This window comes from Mesobacterium pallidum (assembly GCF_019966535.1).
In the GTDB taxonomy this organism is placed as follows: domain Bacteria; phylum Pseudomonadota; class Alphaproteobacteria; order Rhodobacterales; family Rhodobacteraceae; genus Mesobacterium; species Mesobacterium pallidum.
Map to the genome: position 1 here is coordinate 75,187 of NZ_JAIMID010000019.1, position 17,490 is coordinate 92,676.

Below are 17,490 nucleotides of genomic sequence, written 5' to 3' on the forward strand. Positions count from 1 at the left end.
GGCCCACCTTGTCCATTCCCCAATCCGGCGGCGGGCCGATCGAACGGCACGAGCAACTGGCCGAGTACCTGGCCTCGGGCTGCAAGCCCAAGCAAGACTGGCGCATCGGCACCGAGCACGAGAAGTTCGGCTATTGCAAGGATACGCTGAAGCCGCTGCCCTATGACGGTGAGCGGTCGATCCGCGCGGTGCTGGAAGGGCTGCGCGACCGTTACGGCTGGGCCGAGGTGCGCGAGGGCGATTACCTGATCGGGCTGGAAAAGGACGGCGCCAACGTCAGCCTCGAGCCGGGCGGGGCGCTCGAGCTGTCGGGCGCGCCGCTCGAGACGATCCACCAGACCTGCGACGAGGTGAACGAACACCTGGCCGAGGTGAAAAGCATCGCCGACGAGATCGGCGTCGGCTTCATCGGGCTGGGGGCGGCGCCGCACTGGACGCATGAGCAGATGCCACTGATGCCCAAGGGGCGCTACAAGCTGATGGATGCCTACATGGACAAGGTGGGCACCATGGGCACGACCATGATGCGGCGCACCTGCACCGTGCAGGTCAATCTCGACTTCGGCTCAGAGGCGGACATGGTGCAGAAGATGCGCGTGGCGCTGGCGCTGCAGCCGGTGGCCAATGCGCTTTTCGCAAATTCGCCCTTCTTCGAGGGGCGGCCGAACGGGGTGAAGAGCTTCCGCAACTTCGTCTGGCGCAACCTCGATGCCGATCGCACGGGCATGCTGCCCTTCGTCTTCGAAGACGGCTTCGGTTTCGAGGCCTGGGCGGACTATGCGCTCGATGTGCCGATGTACTTCGTCTACCGCGAAGGCAAGTATATCGACGCGCTGGGGATGTCCTTCCGCGATTTCCTCAAGGGCGAGCTGCCGGCGTTGCCGGGCGAAAAGCCGACCCTGTCGGACTGGGCCGATCACCTGACGACGATCTTCCCCGAGGCGCGGCTGAAGAAATTCATCGAGATGCGCGGCGCCGACGGCGGGCCCTGGCGGCGGCTTTGTGCGCTGCCGGCCTTCTGGGTGGGGCTGATGTACGATCAGGGCGCGCTGGATGCGGCCTGGGACCTGGTCAAGGGCTGGGACGCGGAAACCCGCGCCGCCTGGCACGTGGAGGCCGGGATCAAGGCGCTGGACGCCAAGGTCGGCGGCGTGTCGATGCATGACCTCGCGCGCGAGGCGGTGGCGATCGCCGATGCCGGCCTCAAGGCGCGGGCGCGGCCCGGCAGCGGCGGGCTGGTCCCGGACGAGACGCATTTCCTGAACGCGCTGAAGGAAAGCATCGAGACCGGCCAGGTGCCGGCGGACGAGCTGCTGGCCAAGTACAACGGGCCCTGGAGCGGGGACGTCACCCGGGTCTTCGGCGACTATTCCTACTGACGCGTCAATCGACCTGAAATCCTTCTGACGAAGGATTTCAGGGCCCGCCCGGCCGGACCGGTGCACGACGGCCCCGCAAAATTCTTCGCCAGAAGAATTTTCCGGCCGAACCGGCGTCAGGCGATGATGTCGGGGTACAGCCGGTCCTCGATGATCCGGATCCTGTCCTTCAGGCCAAGCTTCTTCTTCTTCAGCCGGCGCAGGGTCAGCTGGTCGAAGGTGCCCGTCGCTTCGAGCGCGGTGATCGCGTCGTCGAGGTCTCGGTGCTCGCGCTTGAAGACTTCGAGCTCCACGCGCAGGACCTCGTCGTTCTTCATCGCGATGTCATTGGGTGCGTTCATATCCGCCATCGAGTCGTTTCACGTCAGTCTATCCCGCTGACAGAGTTGCGCATACCCCTTGCCAGACCCTTGCGTGTCGCAAAATCCCTTCCCATATTGATCACGAACCGGTCGCCGAAACGGGGCCGGGAGCTGACTGTCGCTTGACTTGATAAGGACGTGTCGATGACCAAGATGAGCCTCGGCTCCTACCCGCATATGCTGGGGTTCGAGCAACTGGAACGCCTGCTGGAACGGACGGCCAAGTCCGGGAACGAAGGCTACCCCCCCTTCAACATCGAACAGGTGTCGGATTACGCCTACCGCATCACGCTTGCCGTGGCCGGTTTCGCCGAAGACGACCTGTCGATCACCGTCGAGGACCGACAGCTGGTGATCCGCGGCCGCCAGGCCGAGGACATGAGCGACCGCGTCTTCCTGCACCGCGGCATCGCCGCCCGCCAGTTCCAGCGCAGTTTCGTGCTGGCCGACGGGGTCGAGGTGGGCGCCGCCAGCATGGAAAACGGGCTGCTGCACATCGATCTCGAACGGTCGCGGCCCGAAACCATCGTCCAGACGATCCAGATCAACAAGCGGGGTAAATGACATGAACTACAGGCACGACATTCCGGCCGACGCGCCCATCGTCTACGTGCGCGAGGTCAAGGTCGCCGACCTGCCCGAGGAGGTGCGCGAGCAGGCGGGCGGGCTCGAAACCCTCTACGCCGTCCACAAGGCCGACGGCGAACGCCTCGCTCTGGTCAAGGACCGCAGCCTGGCCTTCATCCTCGCCCGCCAGAACGACTTGGCGCCGGTGACGGTGCACTGACGCCGCACCTCTGCCGAGACGACCGAGACGACCGAATTGAAAGCCGCGCCCGCCCGGGTGCGGCTTTCTTGTGCATGTGGCCGGGGAAAGGCCGCCGAGGGCTCCCCGTGACGCGCTCGCCTGACGTTCCGTAAGCTGGTCGGGTCCCGCCGACCGATTTCATCACGTATCGCACAGGAACCTGCCATGGCCGTCCGCATCTTCGACACCAACCAGACCACGACCCAGACCGTTACAGCCGGCGATGTCGCCATCGTCACCGCAGGCACCTATATCGCGGCCGAATCCGGCGCGGGTCTCAGCTTTGCCGGGGCCGATGGGTCAGGTGACACGGAATTCCAGATCGACGGCTTCGTCTACGGCGCCGCGGGCGCCATTGACGAGCGGGGGCACTTCGGCAACGTCATCCACGTCTCGGCCACCGGCACCCTGATGGGCGAATACACCGTGATCACGGGCGGTTATGGCCATATCCTCAACGATGGCGCGATCATCGCGGATGTCCATTCCGGCACAAGCAGCCCCTTCGAGGAACGCTGGGCCATCTACGGCGCCGACGAGGTCACCAACACCGGTACGATTTCCGCGACCGGCTCGATGTCCGGGGCGGTTCTGGGCTTTTCCCTGGCGCTCAACAACACCGGCGAGATCATCGGGACCGTCGCCGCGACCGGAATGGTGGACATTGTCAACGCGGGCCTCATCGAAGGCGGCGTGACCGATTACCGCTACGACGATTCCTTTGTCGACAGCATCAGCTACCTGTCGAACACGGGCCATATCCAGGGCCATGTCCAACTGCATTGGTTCGATGTCGTGAACACGGGCCTGATGCGGTACTTCACCGGCCACGACCTCGACGGCGGGCAAGCCGCGAGCAGCCTCGAGAACGCCGGGTCTGTCGAATCCGCCTATTTCTACGATTCCGTCACCCTTCAGAACACCGGCACCTTCGGCATTCTTTCGGCCCATGCCGAAGTGTCCTTGGCGAACACCGGCGGCGTCGGACAGATGAGCGCCTATGGGCGGGACACCGCCATCTCGAATGCCGGTTTGATCGGAGGCGCCGTCGAGGACTACGAATACGCGATCTACCTCGCCCCGGTCTATGCCTCCAACCCGGACGGGATCGGGGATGCGACCATTGACAATACCGGGCAGATCCTGGGCCAGACTGCCGCCATCCGCGCGGCGGTCGGCGACGGCAGCCTGACGATCCGCAACTCGGGCGAGATCCAGGGCAATCACGCGATCTGGGCGGTCGATCAGAGCACCGACGCATCCGAAGGACCGGTGACGATCTTCAATTCCGGCGTCCTGGCCGGCCAGGTCCAGCTGGATCGCGGCGCGGACCTGATCGACACCTCGGGCACGATCATGGGCGCGGTGGACATGGGCGCGGGCACCGACACCTTTGTCTATCGCGGCGGCACCGTGACCGGGCCGGTCACGGGCGGCGACGGCGGCGACACCTACGAGCTGCGGGCCTGGGGCGGCGTCGAGATCACCGAGGCGGCCGGCGACAGCGGCTATGATCGCATCCTGTCGTGGCACACCACCACGGCGGCCGAGAATGTCGAATATCTCGAGCTGATGGGCACCGAGGACATCAAGGGCTTTGGCACCGACGCGGGCGACAACCTGATCGGCAACATCGGACACAACGTGCTTGCGGGCCGCGGCGGCGACGACACGCTGCGCGGTGGCGAAGGGGACGACACGATGTATGGCGGCGCGGGGGACGACCTGTTCGTCCTGGGCGACGGGCCGGGGCACGACAGTATCTACGGCGGCATCGGGGCGAACCGCATCGCGCTCGAGCTCGGCATCGCGGGCACGCTCGACCTCAACGCCTCCGAGATCGTGCTGACCACGGCCAGCGGCGAGACCTCGACCACCACCTTCTTCGGCATCCGCGACCTGCTGGGCGGCTTCGGCAACGACACGCTCAGGGGCGACGCGCAGGACAACGAGATCGGCGGCGCGCTGGGCGACGATCTGATCGAGGGCCGGCAGGGCCACGACCTGATCGACGGCAGCTCGGGCGCGGACACGGTGCTGGGCGGGACGGGGAACGACACGGTCTTTGGCGGCTGGGGCACGGATTCGATCCGCGGCGGCGAAGACCACGACCTGCTTCAGGGCGAGAACGGCGCGGACACGCTGTGGGGCGACGCCGGGCGCGACACGCTGATGGGCGGCGACGGCGACGACAGTCTCGACGGCGGCAGCTGGATCGACACGCTGGTCGGTGGCGCGGGCGACGACACGATGACCGGCGGGGGCGGCGCGGATGTCTTTGTCTTCGAGCCCGGCACCGACAGCGACACGATCACCGATTTCACCAATGGCGAGGACAAGCTGGACGTCAGCGCCCTGGCACTGCCCTTTGGCTGGGCCAATGTGAATGCCTTCCAGGGGCTGGGCGGGCTGACCATCGTCAGCTTCGACACGACCGACAACATCATCGGCCTGCAGGGCTTCTCGGTGGGCAACCTCGACGCGTCCGACTTCATTTTCTGACCGCGCAGGCGCGGCGCCCGCACCTGCGGGCAGGGCCGTGGCACTGAAAGCAAGAAGGCCGGGCATGGTGCCCGGCCTTCCATCATTCCAGCGGTCTCGCGGCGCTTATTCCGCGCCGATCAGCCCCATGCTTTCCAGCTTGAGAACGACCTGGTGGGCGCAGTTGTCCACGTCCACGCCCTCGGTCTCGAGACGCAGCTCGGGGTTGGCGGGCACGTCGTAGGGGTCGGAGATCCCGGTGAATTCCTTGATCTTGCCCTCGCGCGCCAGCTTGTAGAGCCCCTTGCGGTCACGCTTCTCGCATTCCTCGATGGTCGTGGCCACGTGCACCTCGACAAAGGCGCCGTAGGCCTCGATGTCCTCGCGGACGGCGCGGCGGGTGGTCGCGTAGGGCGCGATGGGCGCACAGATCGCGATGCCGCCGTTCTTGGTGATCTCGGACGCGACATAGCCGATGCGGCGGATGTTCAGGTCGCGGTGTTCTTTCGAGAAGCCCAGCTCGGAGCTGAGGTTCTTCCGCACGATGTCACCATCGAGCAGGGTCACCGGGCGGCCGCCCATCTCCATCAGCTTGACCATCAGCGCGTTGGCGATGGTCGACTTGCCCGACCCCGAGAAGCCCGTGAAGAACACGGTAAAGCCCTGCTTGGAGCGCGGCGGCTTGGTGCGGCGCAGTTCCTTGACCACCTCGGGGAACGAGAACCACTCGGGGATCTCGAGGCCCTCGGCCAGGCGGCGGCGCAGCTCGGTGCCCGAGATGTTGAGGATGGTGATCTTGTCCTTGTCCTCGATCTCGTCGATGGCTTCGTACTGGGCGCGTTCCTGGACCCAGACCATGTGTTTGAAGTCCACCATCTCGATGCCCATCTCTTCCTGGTGCTCGCGGAAGAGGTCCTGCGCATCGTAGGGGCCGTAGAAATCCTCGCCCTGGCTGTTCGAGCCCGGGCCGGCGTGGTCACGACCGACGATGAAATGGGTGCAGCCATAGTTGGCGCGGATCAGCCCGTGCCAGACCGCCTCGCGCGGGCCGGCCATGCGCATGGCAAGCGGCAGCAGCGACATCGTGGTGGTCGAGGCCGGGTACTTGTCCAGCACGGCCTCGTAGCAGCGCACGCGGGTGAAGTGGTCGACGTCGCCCGGCTTGGTCATGCCGACGACCGGGTGGATCAGCAGGTTGGCCTGGGCTTCGCGCGCGGCGCGGAAGGTCAGCTCCTGGTGGGCGCGGTGCAGCGGGTTCCGGGTCTGGAACGCGACGACGCGGCGCCAGCCAAGCTTGCGGAAATAGGCGCGCAGCTCGTTCGGGGTGTCGCGGCGGGCGCGGAAGTCGTAGTGCATCGGCGGCTGGATGCCGACGATCGGACCGCCCAGGTACACCTTGCCGGCGGTGTTGTGCAGGTAGTTGACGGCCGGGTGGGCCTGGTCATCGGCGCCAAAGACTTTTTCGGCCTCTTTCGACTTGTCCGGGGTCCAGCGGTCGGTGACCGTCATGGTGGCGAGGATCACGCCTTCCTGGTCGCGCAGCGCGATGTCCTGGCCCAGCTCGAGGCCCTCGGCGAACTTTTCCGACACGTCCAGCGTGATCGGCATCGGCCAGAGCGCGCCGTTGGCGAGACGCATGTCGTCCACGACGCCGTTGTAATCGGCTTCGGACAGGAACCCCTTGAGCGGGTTGAAGCCGCCGTTCATCAGCAGTTCGAGGTCGCAGATCTGGCGCGGGCTCAGATCCCAGCTGGTGAGGTCCGCCGCCTCGAGCTTCATCTTCTGGGCACTTTCGTGCGAGACGTAAAGTTCGGGGATCGGGGCCAGGTTGGGCGTATTCATGTGGTCAAGTCTCTCGCGTTGAATATGAATGGCGGCCCGGACAAGGCCACTGCGATTGGCCGTGCCTTAATCGGGCAAACTGCATGACGCAAGAGGAATGGCGGTGAAACGGCGGGCTGGTGCGCAAATGCCGCGCTGCAGCATGGTCACGAATTGAGCGGCTTTCGCGAAATGTCGGGCCGGTGGCCCGACGTATGCGATTGTTGCGCGGGCGCGCCTCAGCCCAGGCGGGGCACCAGACGCAGGGGCAAGTCGCCCCTGGGGCGCGGAATCGGCATCATCGCCCAGGTGGTCGGGCCGGGGCGCGCCGGCTCGATCCGGTGGCGCGAAAGCAGCGCGCGGGTGAAGGCCTTGACCTGCATCATCGAGAAATGCAGCCCGATGCACTTGTGCATGCCGCCGCCGAAGGGTGCCCAGGCATAGCGGTGCGACAGGTGTTCGGCGCGGCCCTCGGCAAAGCGGTCGGGATCGAAGGTCTCGGGATCGGTGAAATGCGCGGGGCTGCGCATCACCCAGCCCATCGCCAGCGTCAGTTCGGTGCCCGCCGGAATATGCGTGCCCCGCCAGTCAAAGGCGCGCGTGGCCCGGCGCGGGATGAAGGGAACCGGCGGGATCAGCCGCAACGCCTCGCGAAACACCTGTTCCGTCAAGGGCATGGCGCCCAGCATGGCGGGCGTCATCGGCCCGTCGTCCAGGGCGTCGACCTCGGCGGCCAGCCGGTCCTGCCAGTGGGGATGCTGGGCCAGGGCCCAGGCCATGGTCGTGAGGCCGGAGGCGGTGGTGTCATGCGCCGCCATCATGAGGAAGTTGAAATGGGTCACGATCTCGTCGTCGGTCCAGGCCCGGCCCGCCTCGTCCTCGGCCCGGCACATGCGGGAAAAGAAGTCGTCGCCGCCCGCGGCGCGGCGTTCGGCGATCAATGCGCGGAAGGTGGCGGTCAGCTCGGCCTTGCCGCGCAGCCCGCGGCGGAAGGCGGTGAAGGGCAGGGGCCGCCGGATCGGGGTCAGCGCGCCCGCCAGTTCTGCCCGGAACGCACGGTTCAGCACCTCGGCCTGCGGGTCGTCCACCGCCAGCCCCATGAACACATGCGCCCCCATCCTGAGGGTCAGATCCTTGACTGCGGGGAAAAAGCGCAAGCGTTTCCCCTGCGGCCAGTCCTTGAGCAGATTTTCCAGCGCCGGCGCCATCATGGCAAGGTAACTGTCCATCGCCGGCTTGCGGAAGGCGGCCTGCATGATGCGGCGATGCGCCTTGTGATCGGCCCCGTCACGCAGCATCAACCCGCCGCCGAAGAGGGGCGCGATCATCTCCCACCCGCCGGCGGCGGAAAAGATGTGATCGGGGTCCGTCAGGATGTAGTCGATCGCATCGGCCGAGGCGAAGGTGACCCGCCAGCGCCCCAGCAGGGAGATGCGGTAAAGCTCGCCGAAGTCGCGCACGCAGCGCGCCTGCAACCCGTCGCTGTCGTGGATGCAATCCAGCGTGTTGCCGAAGAAGGGCAGCTGGCGCGGGGCGGGGATGTGGGACAGGGCGTCGGCGTGGCTCATGGCAAATCTCCTCGATTTGCCACCGTAAAATACGGGCGTTTACAGCGCGTTGCGCGGTTTTATTCACCCGGCCGCGTTGCCCGCAGGGGTCTGTTAACCATGCTTTCCGGCAGGGTTAACAGGTGCTTTCAGGCGCGTTAACTTTCAAAGCCCCAGCCGTCGGGGGCAAAGCCGTGTTCCAGTGCGATGCGGCTTGCGTGTTCTTCGGCCATCCAGATCGACTGGGCCGAGAGCGGCTGGTCGGGCAGGGTGGCGACAAGGTAGGGCTCCTCGTCGGGCTCTGCGTCCTCGTCCCCGGCGGTGCCGTCGACCCATTCGCATTCATAGCCCTCGCGGGTCAGCCGGTCGGCCAGCGGGCGCCAGTCGGCCTCGGGCCCGCCGGGGACGAAAAAGAAATCCACGTCCGCCGCATCGGGCAGGTCCTGCGCGCCGTCGAGATCGGCGAAGGCCGAGAGGGTCTCGGCCTTCTGGGCGGCGAAATCATGTGCCATGTGCGACCCTCAGCTGGCGGCGACGACGGTCGCCTCGGGGGCGACCTCGGCATCGCCCTGCGCGGCGAGGAAATGTTCGGCGTCGAGCGCGGCCATGCAGCCCATCCCGGCCGAGGTCACGGCCTGGCGGTACTTGTGGTCGGTCAGGTCACCGGCGGCGAAGACACCCGGGATCGAGGTTTCGGTCGAGCCGGCCTTGACCTTGACGTACCCGCCGTTGTGCAGCTCGAGCTGGTCCTTGACCAGCTCGGACGCGGGCGCATGGCCGATGGCGACGAAGACACCCTTGGCGGGGATCTCGGTCACTTCGCCGGTGTCGACATGCTTGACCCGCACCGCCTCGACGCCCTTGGGACTGTCGGTGCCGACCACCTCGTCCAGCACGTGGTGCCAGAGGGGTTCGATCTTGGGGTTCTTCATCAGCCGGTCGATCAGGATCTTTTCCGCGCGCAGTTCGTCGCGGCGGTGGATCAGCGTCACCTTGCTGGCGAAGTTGGTGAGGAACAGCGCCTCTTCGACGGCCGTGTTGCCGCCGCCGATCACCACGATCTCCTGCCCGCGGTAGAAAAAGCCGTCACAGGTGGCGCAGGCCGACACGCCAAAGCCCTTGAACGCCTCTTCCGACGGCAGGCCCAGCCACTTGGCCCGCGCACCCGTCGCCAGGATCACGGCATCGGCCACGTAGGTCGTGCCTGAATCGCCCTTTGCCACGAAGGGCCGCTTGCTGAGGTCGAGGTCCACGATGATGTCACCGATGATCTCGGTCCCCATGGCCTTGGCATGGGCCTCCATGTTGACCATAAGGTCGGGGCCCTGGATCTCGGTGTTGCCGGGCCAGTTCTCGACCTCGGTCGTGGTGGTCAGCTGGCCGCCGGGCTCGACGCCCTGCACCAGGATCGGCTCCAGCATGGCGCGGCTTGCATAGACACCGGCCGTGTAGCCCGCCGGGCCCGAGCCGATGATGAGCACCTTGGTTTTGCGCGTCTCGGACATGTCTGGTTCCTCGCATGATATTCCGGTCGCAGCATAGATATGCGCCGCGACCCATTTCTGCCACCCCCTGAGGGATGCAGAGAGATTCGGCAAGGCCCCGCCCGGTCGCACAAGAATCTTGCGGTTTTGCGTAATAAAGTTGCGCAAGCGAACGGCGGTGCTATAAGAAGTGCAAATTCAGACCCATCGGAGGTTTCCCCAAATGCCCGGCACCCGGCTTGATCCGATCGATCGCAAGATCCTGGCCGAACTGCAGGCGGATGGCCGCATGACCAATGTCGAACTGGCCCGGCGGGTCGGCATCTCGGCCCCGCCCTGCCTGCGCCGCGTCCGCACGCTGGAAGAGCAGGGGTACATCAAGGGCTACCACGCCGATGTCGATGCGCGCGAGCTGGGGTTCGAGGTGCAGGTCTTTGCCATGGTCGGGTTGCAAAGCCAGGCCCAGGCCGACCTGCACGCCTTCGAGGCGCTCTGCGCCGCCTGGCCGCTGGTCCGCGAATGCCACATGCTGAACGGCGAGGTGGATTTCATCCTGAAATGCGCGGCGCCGGACCTGTCGACCTTCCAGAACTTCCTGACCGACGAACTGCTGACCGCGGACAACGTGGGCTCGGTCAAGACCTCGCTGGTGATCCGTTGCGCCAAAGACGAACCCGGCGTGCCCTTCGAGGTGCTCGAAGAGCGGCTGGCCCGCAGCGCCTGACCCCCTGACGAGCGAACGGCGCGACCCCCTCCGCCGGGGCTGCGCCGTTACTTGATTGCTCGGGCCATCTTTCAGGCGGGCAGGGCCGTTCGCGCAGGCATCATGCTTGCGACATCTGTTCGAGCAGCGCCATGTCGGCCTGAGGGAAGGCGAGCGGGCCGAAATCGGCCACGTCGTGGATATGCGGGAACAGCGACAGGTACAGCGACAGCATGTTCTGGCCAAGCCCCTCGGTCGCGTGGCGGCCTGGGTGGTAGCTTTCCATGTCGATGCCGCCGACCCGGATCACCGAATGCTGCTCGAGCGCCAGGTGGTAGACGCGCACCGGCGTGGGCGGTGTCAGTTCGATGATCCCCATGCCGTCGATGAAATCGGTGACCGGCATCAGCAGCTTGTTCGACCCGGTCAGCGCGCCGTAGGCCGACTTGTCGCGCAGCATCCGCGCGCCGGGGCCCAGCACCAGGTCGCACATCGGCCGGGCAAGGCCCAGCGAATCGGTCATCACGCGGGTCAGCCGCTTCATCCGGTCCGACTGGCCGGGGGCCGAGGGCACCAGCATGGTCGAGGCGATCCATATCACCTTTTGCGGCCCGTCATCCAGCGTCTGGATGCGGTCGCCGGGCAGCAGGTCCTCGATCGCCATGGGGCCGGTGTCGGTGGTGATCAGCGTGCCACGTGCAAAGGCCGAGGCCGCGTCCTCGAACAGCGGGGTCGCCGGCGCGATGTGATGCGAACTCACGGCGTGGCCCTCGCCGTTCAGCGACTGCACCTCGTACTTGCGCATCAGCGACGACGGGGCGCGGGCCGGGCGGGAACGCAGGACCTGCGTGCGGGAAACGGGCGTGGTGCGGGTAGAATCGGATCGGGCGGGCAGATCGTCCGAGCGGAGGGGCGTATTCATGCAGGTACCATCACAGGTTGGCCGCGTCCGCATCGGCCCCCACCGACGACAACAGAGCAACGCTGTTTCACTACGGCGCCAGAATGCGCCAATAATCAAGAAACTGTCAAGGAAAACAAAGTACTGGTTCCGAAACTCGAGATAGTACAGCCTGGCAGGGCGGTATTGTTTCGGGCGGTGTTCCCGGGCAGTCGACACGTCGGGGTCATTCGTGGGGACAGGCGGCCCCCCGACACGGGCCGCCACGAGTCATGCGCGAAGTGCGGTCAGGCGCTGGCGCGCAGCTTCTCGATCTCGGCCGCCTCGGCGGCGTCCTCGAGCCGGCGTTTGACCCGTTGCCACGGCAGCTCGACCGCCTGGTCCTCGGCCGTGCGAAGGATGGACTGGATGAAGCGGTTGCGCTTGTTCATGGCGGGACCTCCGGGTTCACCGGCGCACCCGTCCTGGTGCGCCTGTCGTGCTATGGGACCAATCTGGCGGCGCATTCGGGCGAGGATGGGGCGATAAATCCGTCAAAGAATGGCTTTTGTCGCGCCGGTGCCGACAGTGGTCCGGACCTTGAAAACAAGGGCTGTGGCGCGGGATTAGGGTTAAAATCGGGCAGCGGGGGCGTCGCCGCGCCGGTCAGGACGACCGCGATGGGCCAAATCAGTGTGGCGCCAAGGTGGCAGCGTCACATTCGTGCCCCGCTCAGAGTCGAATCGTCGAGATGAGCCGCCCGTAGTCGGCTTCCTTCCGGTGGGTCGCGCGGCGGTAGGAATAGAACCGCTCGGGGTCGTGGTAGGTGCAGTGGCGCGTCCAGCTGGCCCCGCCCACGCCGGCCTTGCGCAGGCGGTGCAGGCCGAAGGCGGGCAGGTCGAAATGCAATCGGTCGCCGTCGCCATTGGCGAAGAACCGGACGTTCTGCGGGTCTTCGACCAGGAAATCGTCCAGGAATTCCGGCCCGACCTCGTAGGCGCGCTGGCTGATCGTCGGCCCGATCACGGCGGTGATGCGCGCCCGGTCGGCCCCGAGCGCCTCCATCGCGTCGACGGTGTTCTCGAGCACGCCCGACAGGGCCCCGCGCCAGCCCGCATGGGCGGCGCCGATCACGCCCGCCTCGGCATCGGCGAACAGCACGGGCTGGCAATCGGCGGTCAGGATCGCCAGCACGAGGCCGGGGGTATCGGTGACCATGGCATCGGCCTTGGGGCGATCGCCACCGGGCGCCGCGTCCAGGGTGACGACCTTGGCCGAATGGACCTGGTGCACGGTGACAAGGGCCGCGGGCGCGACCTCCATCGCGCTGGCGACACGGGCACGGTTGATCGACACCACCTCGGCCTGGTCGGACGAGCCTGGCCCGCAGTTGAGCCCTTCGAATATGCCGGAAGAGGCACCGCCGCGGCGGGTAAAGAACCCGTGGCGCATCGGGGCGAGGGCGTCGGCGGTGATGATTTCCAGCGTCATGGTCCGGGCTTTCACGGCTTCGGGCGGCAGGGGATCAGGGCTCGAGCCCCGGGGGTGGCGTGGCGCCGTCGGGATAGAGCCCGAGCACCTTGAACAAGGTTCCCATTTCATCGGGGTGCGTCAACCGCCGATGTTGGGCGGCGATGGCATCGGCGTCCCCGCGCGCGGCCAGCGCCCGGGCGCGGGGCGTGATCCCGAGCCGTTCGAGAAAGACGCCCTGCGGCGTCACCCGGCTGTGGCGGGCCGGTGCGGCGGCCGCGGCGAGGGCCGCGAAATCGACATGGGCGGTCAGATCCGCCTCGCCTGGCGCGGCGAACGGGTCGGTCGGTTCATGGGCCCTGAGGGCCTGGAACGTGTCGCCGAGCGAGGTCCAGTCGCCGTAATCGATGATCAGCGCCGCGCCACCCTGCGTCGCGATCCGCTGCGCGATGGCCGATGTGATCGGCGCTGCGGCGGGGCAGGTCTCGACGATGTCGCCGTCAGTGGTGTCCTCGAGGCGCGCAGCCAGCTCGGGCCGCGGCGCGGCCGGGCCAAGGCCCAGCGTCAGGGTCGTGCCATCCAGACCGACATGCCGTTCGCGCCAGCCGTCCCCGTCGCGCTGGAACTGGCGGATCGGCAGGGCGTCGAAGAACTCGTTCGCCACCAGCAGCAGCGGCGCGTCCTCGGGCAAGGTGTCGACGCTGTCGTGCCAGGTCGGGGCCTGACCGGCGAGCGTTTCCGCCTGCGCGGCCCGCAGGGTGGGCGAGGCCTCGACCAGGTGCAGGCGCAGCGCCGCGTGAAAGCCTGGCACGCCGCGCGTGGCGCGCAGCACGTCGACCATCAGCGTGCCACGCCCGGGGCCAAGCTCGGCCAGCGTGATGGGTGCCGGCGCGCCCTGGTCGAGCCAGGCCTGGGCCAGCGAGAGGCCGATCAGCTCACCGAACATCTGGCTGATCTCGGGCGCGGTGATGAAGTCTCCGCTCGCGCCCAGCGGGTCCCGCGTGGCGTAGTAGCCGTGCGCCGGGTGCAGCAGGCACTCGGCCATGTACTCGGCCAGCGTGATCGGCCCGGTCGCGGCGATCCGCGCGGCAAGGATCTGGCCCAGCGGCGTCATCGGCGCGCCCGCAGCACCAGCCAGAGGCCCACGGCGATCATCGGCAGCGACAGCGCCTGGCCCTGCGTGAGGCCCCAGCCGCCGATGTGCCAGGCCAGGCCCAGCGGGTTGCCCTCGGTCACGAATTGCGCATCCGGCTGGCGGACGAATTCCAAGAGGAACCGCGCCAGCCCGTAGCCTGCAAGGAAGAGGCCGGTGATGAGGCCCGGCCGCTTGAGCGCCCCGCGACGGAAGGCGAGCCACAGCAGCACACCGCCCAGCAGCAGACCTTCCAGTGCGGCCTCGTAAAGCTGCGAGGGGTGGCGGGCGCAAAGCTGGCCCAACGCCTGGCCGCAGGATTGCGCGGCCTCGCCGGGAAACACCACGCCCCAGGGCGCATCGGTCGGACGGCCCCAAAGCTCGGCGTTGATGAAATTCGCCAGCCGCCCAAGCAGCAGGCCCGGCGGCACCGCCAGCGCGATCAAGTCCGCGCCCGAGGCCAGCGGGACGCCGTGGCGGCGGTAGAAGATCACGGCCGCGATCACGACGCCCAGGAAACCGCCGTGGAAGGACATGCCGCCGGTCCAGATCATCGGGATCTCGAGCGGGTTGGCGAGGTAATAGGACAGCCGGTAGAACAGCACGTAGCCCAGCCGCCCGCCGAGGATGATCCCGAGGATGATCCAGGTGACGAGGTCCTCGGTCTTGCCGGGCGCCATCGGGGCCGTGTCGCCCTGCCAGAGCGTGGGGCGCTTGAGTGCGCGGTGCGCCAGTGCCCAGCCAACGAGGATGCCGACGATATAGGCCATGGCGTACCAGCGCAGCGACAGCGTCACGCCGAAGAGGGTGATCGACACGATCTCGGGCGAGATGTCGGGAAAGGGGATCATGGGCGGTCCTTGGCCTCGCTGCTTGCGGCTGGGCCCCTTGCAGCCCATATAGTCGGGAAATGCAATGGGCCGAACAGGAGTGACCATGCAGACTCGCAACAAGATGTTCGACGACATTTCGCAGCTGATGACCAATGCCATGGGCGTGGCGCAGGGCGCGAAGGATGAGATGGAAACCGCCGTGAAGGGCATGATCGACCGCTGGCTGGCCGATCGCGATTTCGTCACGCGCGAGGAATTCGACGCGGTCCGCGCCATGGCGCAGAAGGCCCGCGAGGAGAACGAGGCGCTGAAGGCGCGGCTCGACGCGCTCGAAGCGAAGGGCTGAGGCCTCCTGCCGGGCCCGGATCGGGCTTGGCTATGAAACGGGACGGGCCGGATGCGGGACGCAACGGCCCGGACAGCCCGTGATCGGTCCCGCACGGCAGCCTTGGTCCGCTGCGGCTTGAGACCGTTTCGGCACGGTGCAAGCCTCTCGGCAGATTGTTTTCCCGCCGGTTCCATGCTAACATTTATTCAATGCATTCAGGGGTTTCAGCGCCTCTGGGGGAAGCAGTCGCCGCTAAGATCCCAAGGGACGGGACGCGATGCAGTCATGCGATCATCACGCAAGGCTTGGACCGGTTCGACTATGGCGCCCCGCGCCTGAACACGCCGGAGCCCTATCTGCGGTCGCCGGCTGCCTGTCAGAGGCATTCTCTTCGGGATTATGGGCGACAGCGCCGATGCCCCTTGGCAGCCGGACTGACCCCTTGTCGGCGCTGGGGATCATTCACGGGTTCGGCGCACAGGTCGGCATGGTGGCCGCGCGGCCGCTGGACGAGGACGCGGTGATCGGCAGTGCCATCGGCAGTGTTCTCGACGCGGACATCATCGACCGGTACGGTTTGGCGGATTACGGCGCGCGGCCGGGTGACGGGCTGCTTGGCTTCATCGGGATCGTCCCGCATGCGCAGGGGCGGCGTTATCGCCCGGCCGATGCGGAGCTTCTGCACCCCGATCCGGGCGGCGCGAGCCTGGCGCGGCTGCTGTTCGATGCCTGGCTGCGGCAGGTCGGGGACCGCAGCTGCGAGCGGCTGTTCATCCGCACCCGTCCCAGGATCGGGCAGGTCCAGCACCTGAGCGAGAGTTTCGGTTTCGAATTGTGCGGCCGCTTCGAGGTGGAATTCCACGGCGAGCGGCAGACGCGGCTGGTCTATTGCCGGGACGCCCGGCGGGGCGCGCGGCCGTGAGCGGCGGGCGCCACGTCATGCGCAACCTGGCGCGGGTCGTGGTCACCGGCGCGCGGCAGGTCGCCTTTTGTGGCGGCCCGTCACCGGCGAAGGTTCTTGGCAGCGATCGCCCCGCGGCCTGGTCCGCCCTGCTGCAGGACCTTGTTGACCCATGCCCGAGAGAGCAGCTGCTGGGGGACGGGGCTGGATGCCGCGCTGGTGGACGCGCTGGTCGCGGACGGGCACCTGCTCGAGGCGGAAGACCCCTCAGCCCTGCGCGGGCTGCGCCAGGCGGCGCTGTCCGCTGCGCCGGCCCTGCATCTCGAGGCGGCCGCGCCGCGCTGCGGGGCGCTGCTTGTCGGCGTGACGGGCAGCGTGGTGGCCGGCCTGATGGCCCAGACGCTGCTGAGCCTGCGCTTTGCCGGCTTCCAGAAGCAACTCGACGTGATCCTGACCGACACGGCGGCCCGCTTCGTGACGCGCGATCTGCTTGAGGCCTATGGCATGCGCTGCTGGCAGGAAGGGTTCGAAAGCCAGGGCGACGTGCGGGTTCCGCATGCGACTCTGGCCGCGCAGGCCGAGGTGATCTGCGTGCTGCCGGCCACGGCGGATTCGCTGGACCGGATCGCGCGCTCTGCCTGCTCGGACCTGCTGTCGCTCACCATCACGGCCAGCCGGGCGCCGGTTCTGCTGGTGCCGGCGATGAACGGCACGATGTGGACCAACGCGGGCGTGCAGCGCAACGTCGCCCAGTTGCGCGCGGACGGCCGGTTCATCCTCGAGCCGAACCTGATCTTCGGGGCGGCGGACTTCACGCGGGATGCGCCCCCGATGTACGGCGGGCACGGGTGCCTCTGGTCAGGCCCGGCGGGGCTGATGGCTGCGCTCGACACGGTCCTGCACCTGCAGGCGCCGACCTGATCCCCTGTCTTGCTCTGTCCCGGGCGATGGAACCCGGCGGTCAGGCGGGGGCAAACTGGATCAGGTCCCAGCGGTTGCCGAAGGGGTCGCGGAAGACCGCGACCGTGCCATAGGGCTCGTGCCGCGGGGCTTCCTCGAAGGTGACGCCGCGCGCCGTGAAGGCCGCATGATCGCGGGCGAAATTATCCGTTTCCAGGAACAGCCAGACCCGTCCGCCGCCTTGCTCGCCGATCGCGGCCTCCTGTCGGGGGCCATCGGCACGGGCCAGCAGGATCGCCGTCTCGGCCCCCGGCGGGGCCACGCGCACCCAGCGCTTGCCACCGCCCATGTCGGTGTCTTCCAGCAGCGTGAAGCCAAGCGCGTCGATGAAAAAGGCGATCCCGGCATCGTACTCGGGCACCAGCACGGAAAAAAGCGCGATACGGGGCATGGCGGTCTCC

Annotated in this window: 19 protein-coding genes; 8 read left to right on the top strand and 11 right to left on the bottom strand. The window is 67.3% G+C overall.

Annotated elements, in window-relative coordinates:
- Window positions 1-8: 8 nt before the first annotated feature.
- Window positions 9-1,379, top strand: a complete 1,371-nt coding sequence (locus MF270_RS22310) for a glutamate--cysteine ligase (protein ID WP_238367998.1) — start codon at window positions 9-11, stop codon at window positions 1,377-1,379.
- 116 nt (window positions 1,380-1,495) lie between these two features.
- Here MF270_RS22310 and MF270_RS22315 read toward each other — a convergent pair whose 3' ends face one another.
- Window positions 1,496-1,720 carry a YdcH family protein gene (locus MF270_RS22315; protein ID WP_238367999.1) on the bottom strand — a complete coding sequence of 75 codons (225 nt, stop codon included), beginning with the start codon at window positions 1,718-1,720 and terminating at the stop codon, window positions 1,496-1,498.
- A 165-nt stretch (window positions 1,721-1,885) separates the two neighbouring features.
- Here MF270_RS22315 and MF270_RS22320 point away from each other — a divergent pair, with 165 nt between their 5' ends.
- The 3 genes from MF270_RS22320 to MF270_RS22330 all read left to right on the top strand — a co-directional run bounded on the left by MF270_RS22320 (window position 1,886) and on the right by MF270_RS22330 (window position 5,051).
- Complete coding sequence (locus tag MF270_RS22320; RefSeq protein ID WP_238368000.1) at window positions 1,886-2,305, top strand: Hsp20 family protein; 420 nt, start codon at window positions 1,886-1,888, stop codon at window positions 2,303-2,305.
- A 1-nt stretch (window position 2,306) separates the two neighbouring features.
- Complete coding sequence (locus MF270_RS22325; protein WP_238368001.1) at window positions 2,307-2,528, top strand: DUF1150 family protein; 222 nt, start codon at window positions 2,307-2,309, stop codon at window positions 2,526-2,528.
- Window positions 2,529-2,714: 186 nt separating this feature from the next.
- Entirely contained in the window at window positions 2,715-5,051 is a 2,337-nt protein-coding gene (locus MF270_RS22330) for a calcium-binding protein (RefSeq protein ID WP_238368002.1), read from the top strand.
- 105 nt (window positions 5,052-5,156) lie between these two features.
- Here MF270_RS22330 and MF270_RS22335 read toward each other — a convergent pair whose 3' ends face one another.
- The 4 genes from MF270_RS22335 to trxB form a co-directional block, all read right to left on the bottom strand.
- Window positions 5,157-6,872 carry a bifunctional sulfate adenylyltransferase/adenylylsulfate kinase gene (locus MF270_RS22335; RefSeq protein ID WP_238368003.1) on the bottom strand — a complete coding sequence of 572 codons (1,716 nt, stop codon included), beginning with the start codon at window positions 6,870-6,872 and terminating at the stop codon, window positions 5,157-5,159.
- Window positions 6,873-7,090: 218 nt separating this feature from the next.
- Window positions 7,091-8,419, bottom strand: coding sequence for a cytochrome P450 (locus MF270_RS22340; protein ID WP_238368004.1), 1,329 nt, complete (start codon window positions 8,417-8,419; stop codon window positions 7,091-7,093).
- A gap of 137 nt (window positions 8,420-8,556) precedes the next feature.
- On the bottom strand, window positions 8,557-8,910 hold the full coding sequence (locus tag MF270_RS22345; RefSeq protein ID WP_238368005.1) for a ribonuclease E inhibitor RraB: 354 nt from the start codon (window positions 8,908-8,910) through the stop codon (window positions 8,557-8,559).
- A 9-nt stretch (window positions 8,911-8,919) separates the two neighbouring features.
- Window positions 8,920-9,903: a thioredoxin-disulfide reductase gene (trxB, locus tag MF270_RS22350; protein WP_238368006.1), complete on the bottom strand. Its 984-nt coding sequence runs from the start codon at window positions 9,901-9,903 to the stop codon at window positions 8,920-8,922.
- A gap of 202 nt (window positions 9,904-10,105) precedes the next feature.
- Here trxB and MF270_RS22355 point away from each other — a divergent pair, with 202 nt between their 5' ends.
- Window positions 10,106-10,606, top strand: coding sequence for an Lrp/AsnC family transcriptional regulator (locus MF270_RS22355; RefSeq protein ID WP_238368007.1), 501 nt, complete (start codon window positions 10,106-10,108; stop codon window positions 10,604-10,606).
- Between the two features lie 100 nt (window positions 10,607-10,706).
- Here the strand turns inward: MF270_RS22355 and MF270_RS22360 are convergent, their stop codons facing one another.
- The 5 genes from MF270_RS22360 to lgt all read right to left on the bottom strand — a co-directional run bounded on the left by MF270_RS22360 (window position 10,707) and on the right by lgt (window position 14,918).
- The gene (locus tag MF270_RS22360; RefSeq protein WP_238368008.1) at window positions 10,707-11,507 is read right to left on the bottom strand and encodes a Hint domain-containing protein; all 801 of its coding nucleotides are present in this window, start codon (window positions 11,505-11,507) and stop codon (window positions 10,707-10,709) included.
- A gap of 266 nt (window positions 11,508-11,773) precedes the next feature.
- Window positions 11,774-11,917 carry a hypothetical protein gene (locus MF270_RS22365; protein WP_238368009.1) on the bottom strand — a complete coding sequence of 48 codons (144 nt, stop codon included), beginning with the start codon at window positions 11,915-11,917 and terminating at the stop codon, window positions 11,774-11,776.
- A 280-nt stretch (window positions 11,918-12,197) separates the two neighbouring features.
- Window positions 12,198-12,956 carry a peptidoglycan editing factor PgeF gene (gene pgeF, locus MF270_RS22370; RefSeq protein WP_238368010.1) on the bottom strand — a complete coding sequence of 253 codons (759 nt, stop codon included), beginning with the start codon at window positions 12,954-12,956 and terminating at the stop codon, window positions 12,198-12,200.
- A 34-nt stretch (window positions 12,957-12,990) separates the two neighbouring features.
- Window positions 12,991-14,049 (bottom strand): class I SAM-dependent methyltransferase, encoded by a 1,059-nt coding sequence (locus MF270_RS22375; protein WP_238368011.1) that lies wholly within the window; start codon window positions 14,047-14,049, stop codon window positions 12,991-12,993.
- Complete coding sequence (gene lgt, locus MF270_RS22380) at window positions 14,046-14,918, bottom strand: prolipoprotein diacylglyceryl transferase (RefSeq protein ID WP_238368012.1); 873 nt, start codon at window positions 14,916-14,918, stop codon at window positions 14,046-14,048. Before lgt ends, MF270_RS22375 begins: the two co-directional genes overlap by 4 nt.
- Before the next feature lie 85 nt (window positions 14,919-15,003).
- Between lgt and MF270_RS22385 the strand changes: the two genes are divergently transcribed.
- The 3 genes from MF270_RS22385 (at window position 15,004) to MF270_RS22395 (ending at window position 17,050) form a co-directional block, all read left to right on the top strand.
- Window positions 15,004-15,246 (top strand): accessory factor UbiK family protein, encoded by a 243-nt coding sequence (locus MF270_RS22385; RefSeq protein WP_238368013.1) that lies wholly within the window; start codon window positions 15,004-15,006, stop codon window positions 15,244-15,246.
- A 424-nt stretch (window positions 15,247-15,670) separates the two neighbouring features.
- The gene (locus MF270_RS22390) at window positions 15,671-16,150 is read left to right on the top strand and encodes a hypothetical protein (protein ID WP_238368014.1); all 480 of its coding nucleotides are present in this window, start codon (window positions 15,671-15,673) and stop codon (window positions 16,148-16,150) included.
- A 141-nt stretch (window positions 16,151-16,291) separates the two neighbouring features.
- Complete coding sequence (locus MF270_RS22395) at window positions 16,292-17,050, top strand: flavoprotein (protein ID WP_238368015.1); 759 nt, start codon at window positions 16,292-16,294, stop codon at window positions 17,048-17,050.
- Window positions 17,051-17,090: 40 nt separating this feature from the next.
- On the opposite strand, the gene MF270_RS22400 is transcribed toward MF270_RS22395, so the two are convergent.
- Complete coding sequence (locus MF270_RS22400; RefSeq protein WP_238368016.1) at window positions 17,091-17,480, bottom strand: VOC family protein; 390 nt, start codon at window positions 17,478-17,480, stop codon at window positions 17,091-17,093.
- Between the last annotated feature and the right edge of the window lie 10 nt (window positions 17,481-17,490).

Bases quoted from the DNA above. Each gene is read 5' to 3' on its own strand.
- MF270_RS22315 (WP_238367999.1), bottom strand. From the start codon at position 1,720: ATGAACGCACCCAATGACATCGCGATGAAGAACGACGAGGTCCTGCGC.
- MF270_RS22320 (WP_238368000.1), top strand. From the start codon at position 1,886: ATGACCAAGATGAGCCTCGGCTCCTACCCGCATATGCTGGGGTTCGAG.
- MF270_RS22325 (WP_238368001.1), top strand. From the start codon at position 2,307: ATGAACTACAGGCACGACATTCCGGCCGACGCGCCCATCGTCTACGTG.
- MF270_RS22330 (WP_238368002.1), top strand. From the start codon at position 2,715: ATGGCCGTCCGCATCTTCGACACCAACCAGACCACGACCCAGACCGTT.
- MF270_RS22335 (WP_238368003.1), bottom strand. From the start codon at position 6,872: ATGAATACGCCCAACCTGGCCCCGATCCCCGAACTTTACGTCTCGCAC.
- MF270_RS22340 (WP_238368004.1), bottom strand. From the start codon at position 8,419: ATGAGCCACGCCGACGCCCTGTCCCACATCCCCGCCCCGCGCCAGCTG.
- MF270_RS22345 (WP_238368005.1), bottom strand. From the start codon at position 8,910: ATGGCACATGATTTCGCCGCCCAGAAGGCCGAGACCCTCTCGGCCTTC.
- trxB (WP_238368006.1), bottom strand. From the start codon at position 9,903: ATGTCCGAGACGCGCAAAACCAAGGTGCTCATCATCGGCTCGGGCCCG.
- MF270_RS22355 (WP_238368007.1), top strand. From the start codon at position 10,106: ATGCCCGGCACCCGGCTTGATCCGATCGATCGCAAGATCCTGGCCGAA.
- MF270_RS22360 (WP_238368008.1), bottom strand. From the start codon at position 11,507: ATGAATACGCCCCTCCGCTCGGACGATCTGCCCGCCCGATCCGATTCT.
- MF270_RS22365 (WP_238368009.1), bottom strand. From the start codon at position 11,917: ATGAACAAGCGCAACCGCTTCATCCAGTCCATCCTTCGCACGGCCGAG.
- pgeF (WP_238368010.1), bottom strand. From the start codon at position 12,956: ATGACGCTGGAAATCATCACCGCCGACGCCCTCGCCCCGATGCGCCAC.
- MF270_RS22375 (WP_238368011.1), bottom strand. From the start codon at position 14,049: ATGACGCCGCTGGGCCAGATCCTTGCCGCGCGGATCGCCGCGACCGGG.
- lgt (WP_238368012.1), bottom strand. From the start codon at position 14,918: ATGATCCCCTTTCCCGACATCTCGCCCGAGATCGTGTCGATCACCCTC.
- MF270_RS22385 (WP_238368013.1), top strand. From the start codon at position 15,004: ATGCAGACTCGCAACAAGATGTTCGACGACATTTCGCAGCTGATGACC.
- MF270_RS22400 (WP_238368016.1), bottom strand. From the start codon at position 17,480: ATGCCCCGTATCGCGCTTTTTTCCGTGCTGGTGCCCGAGTACGATGCC.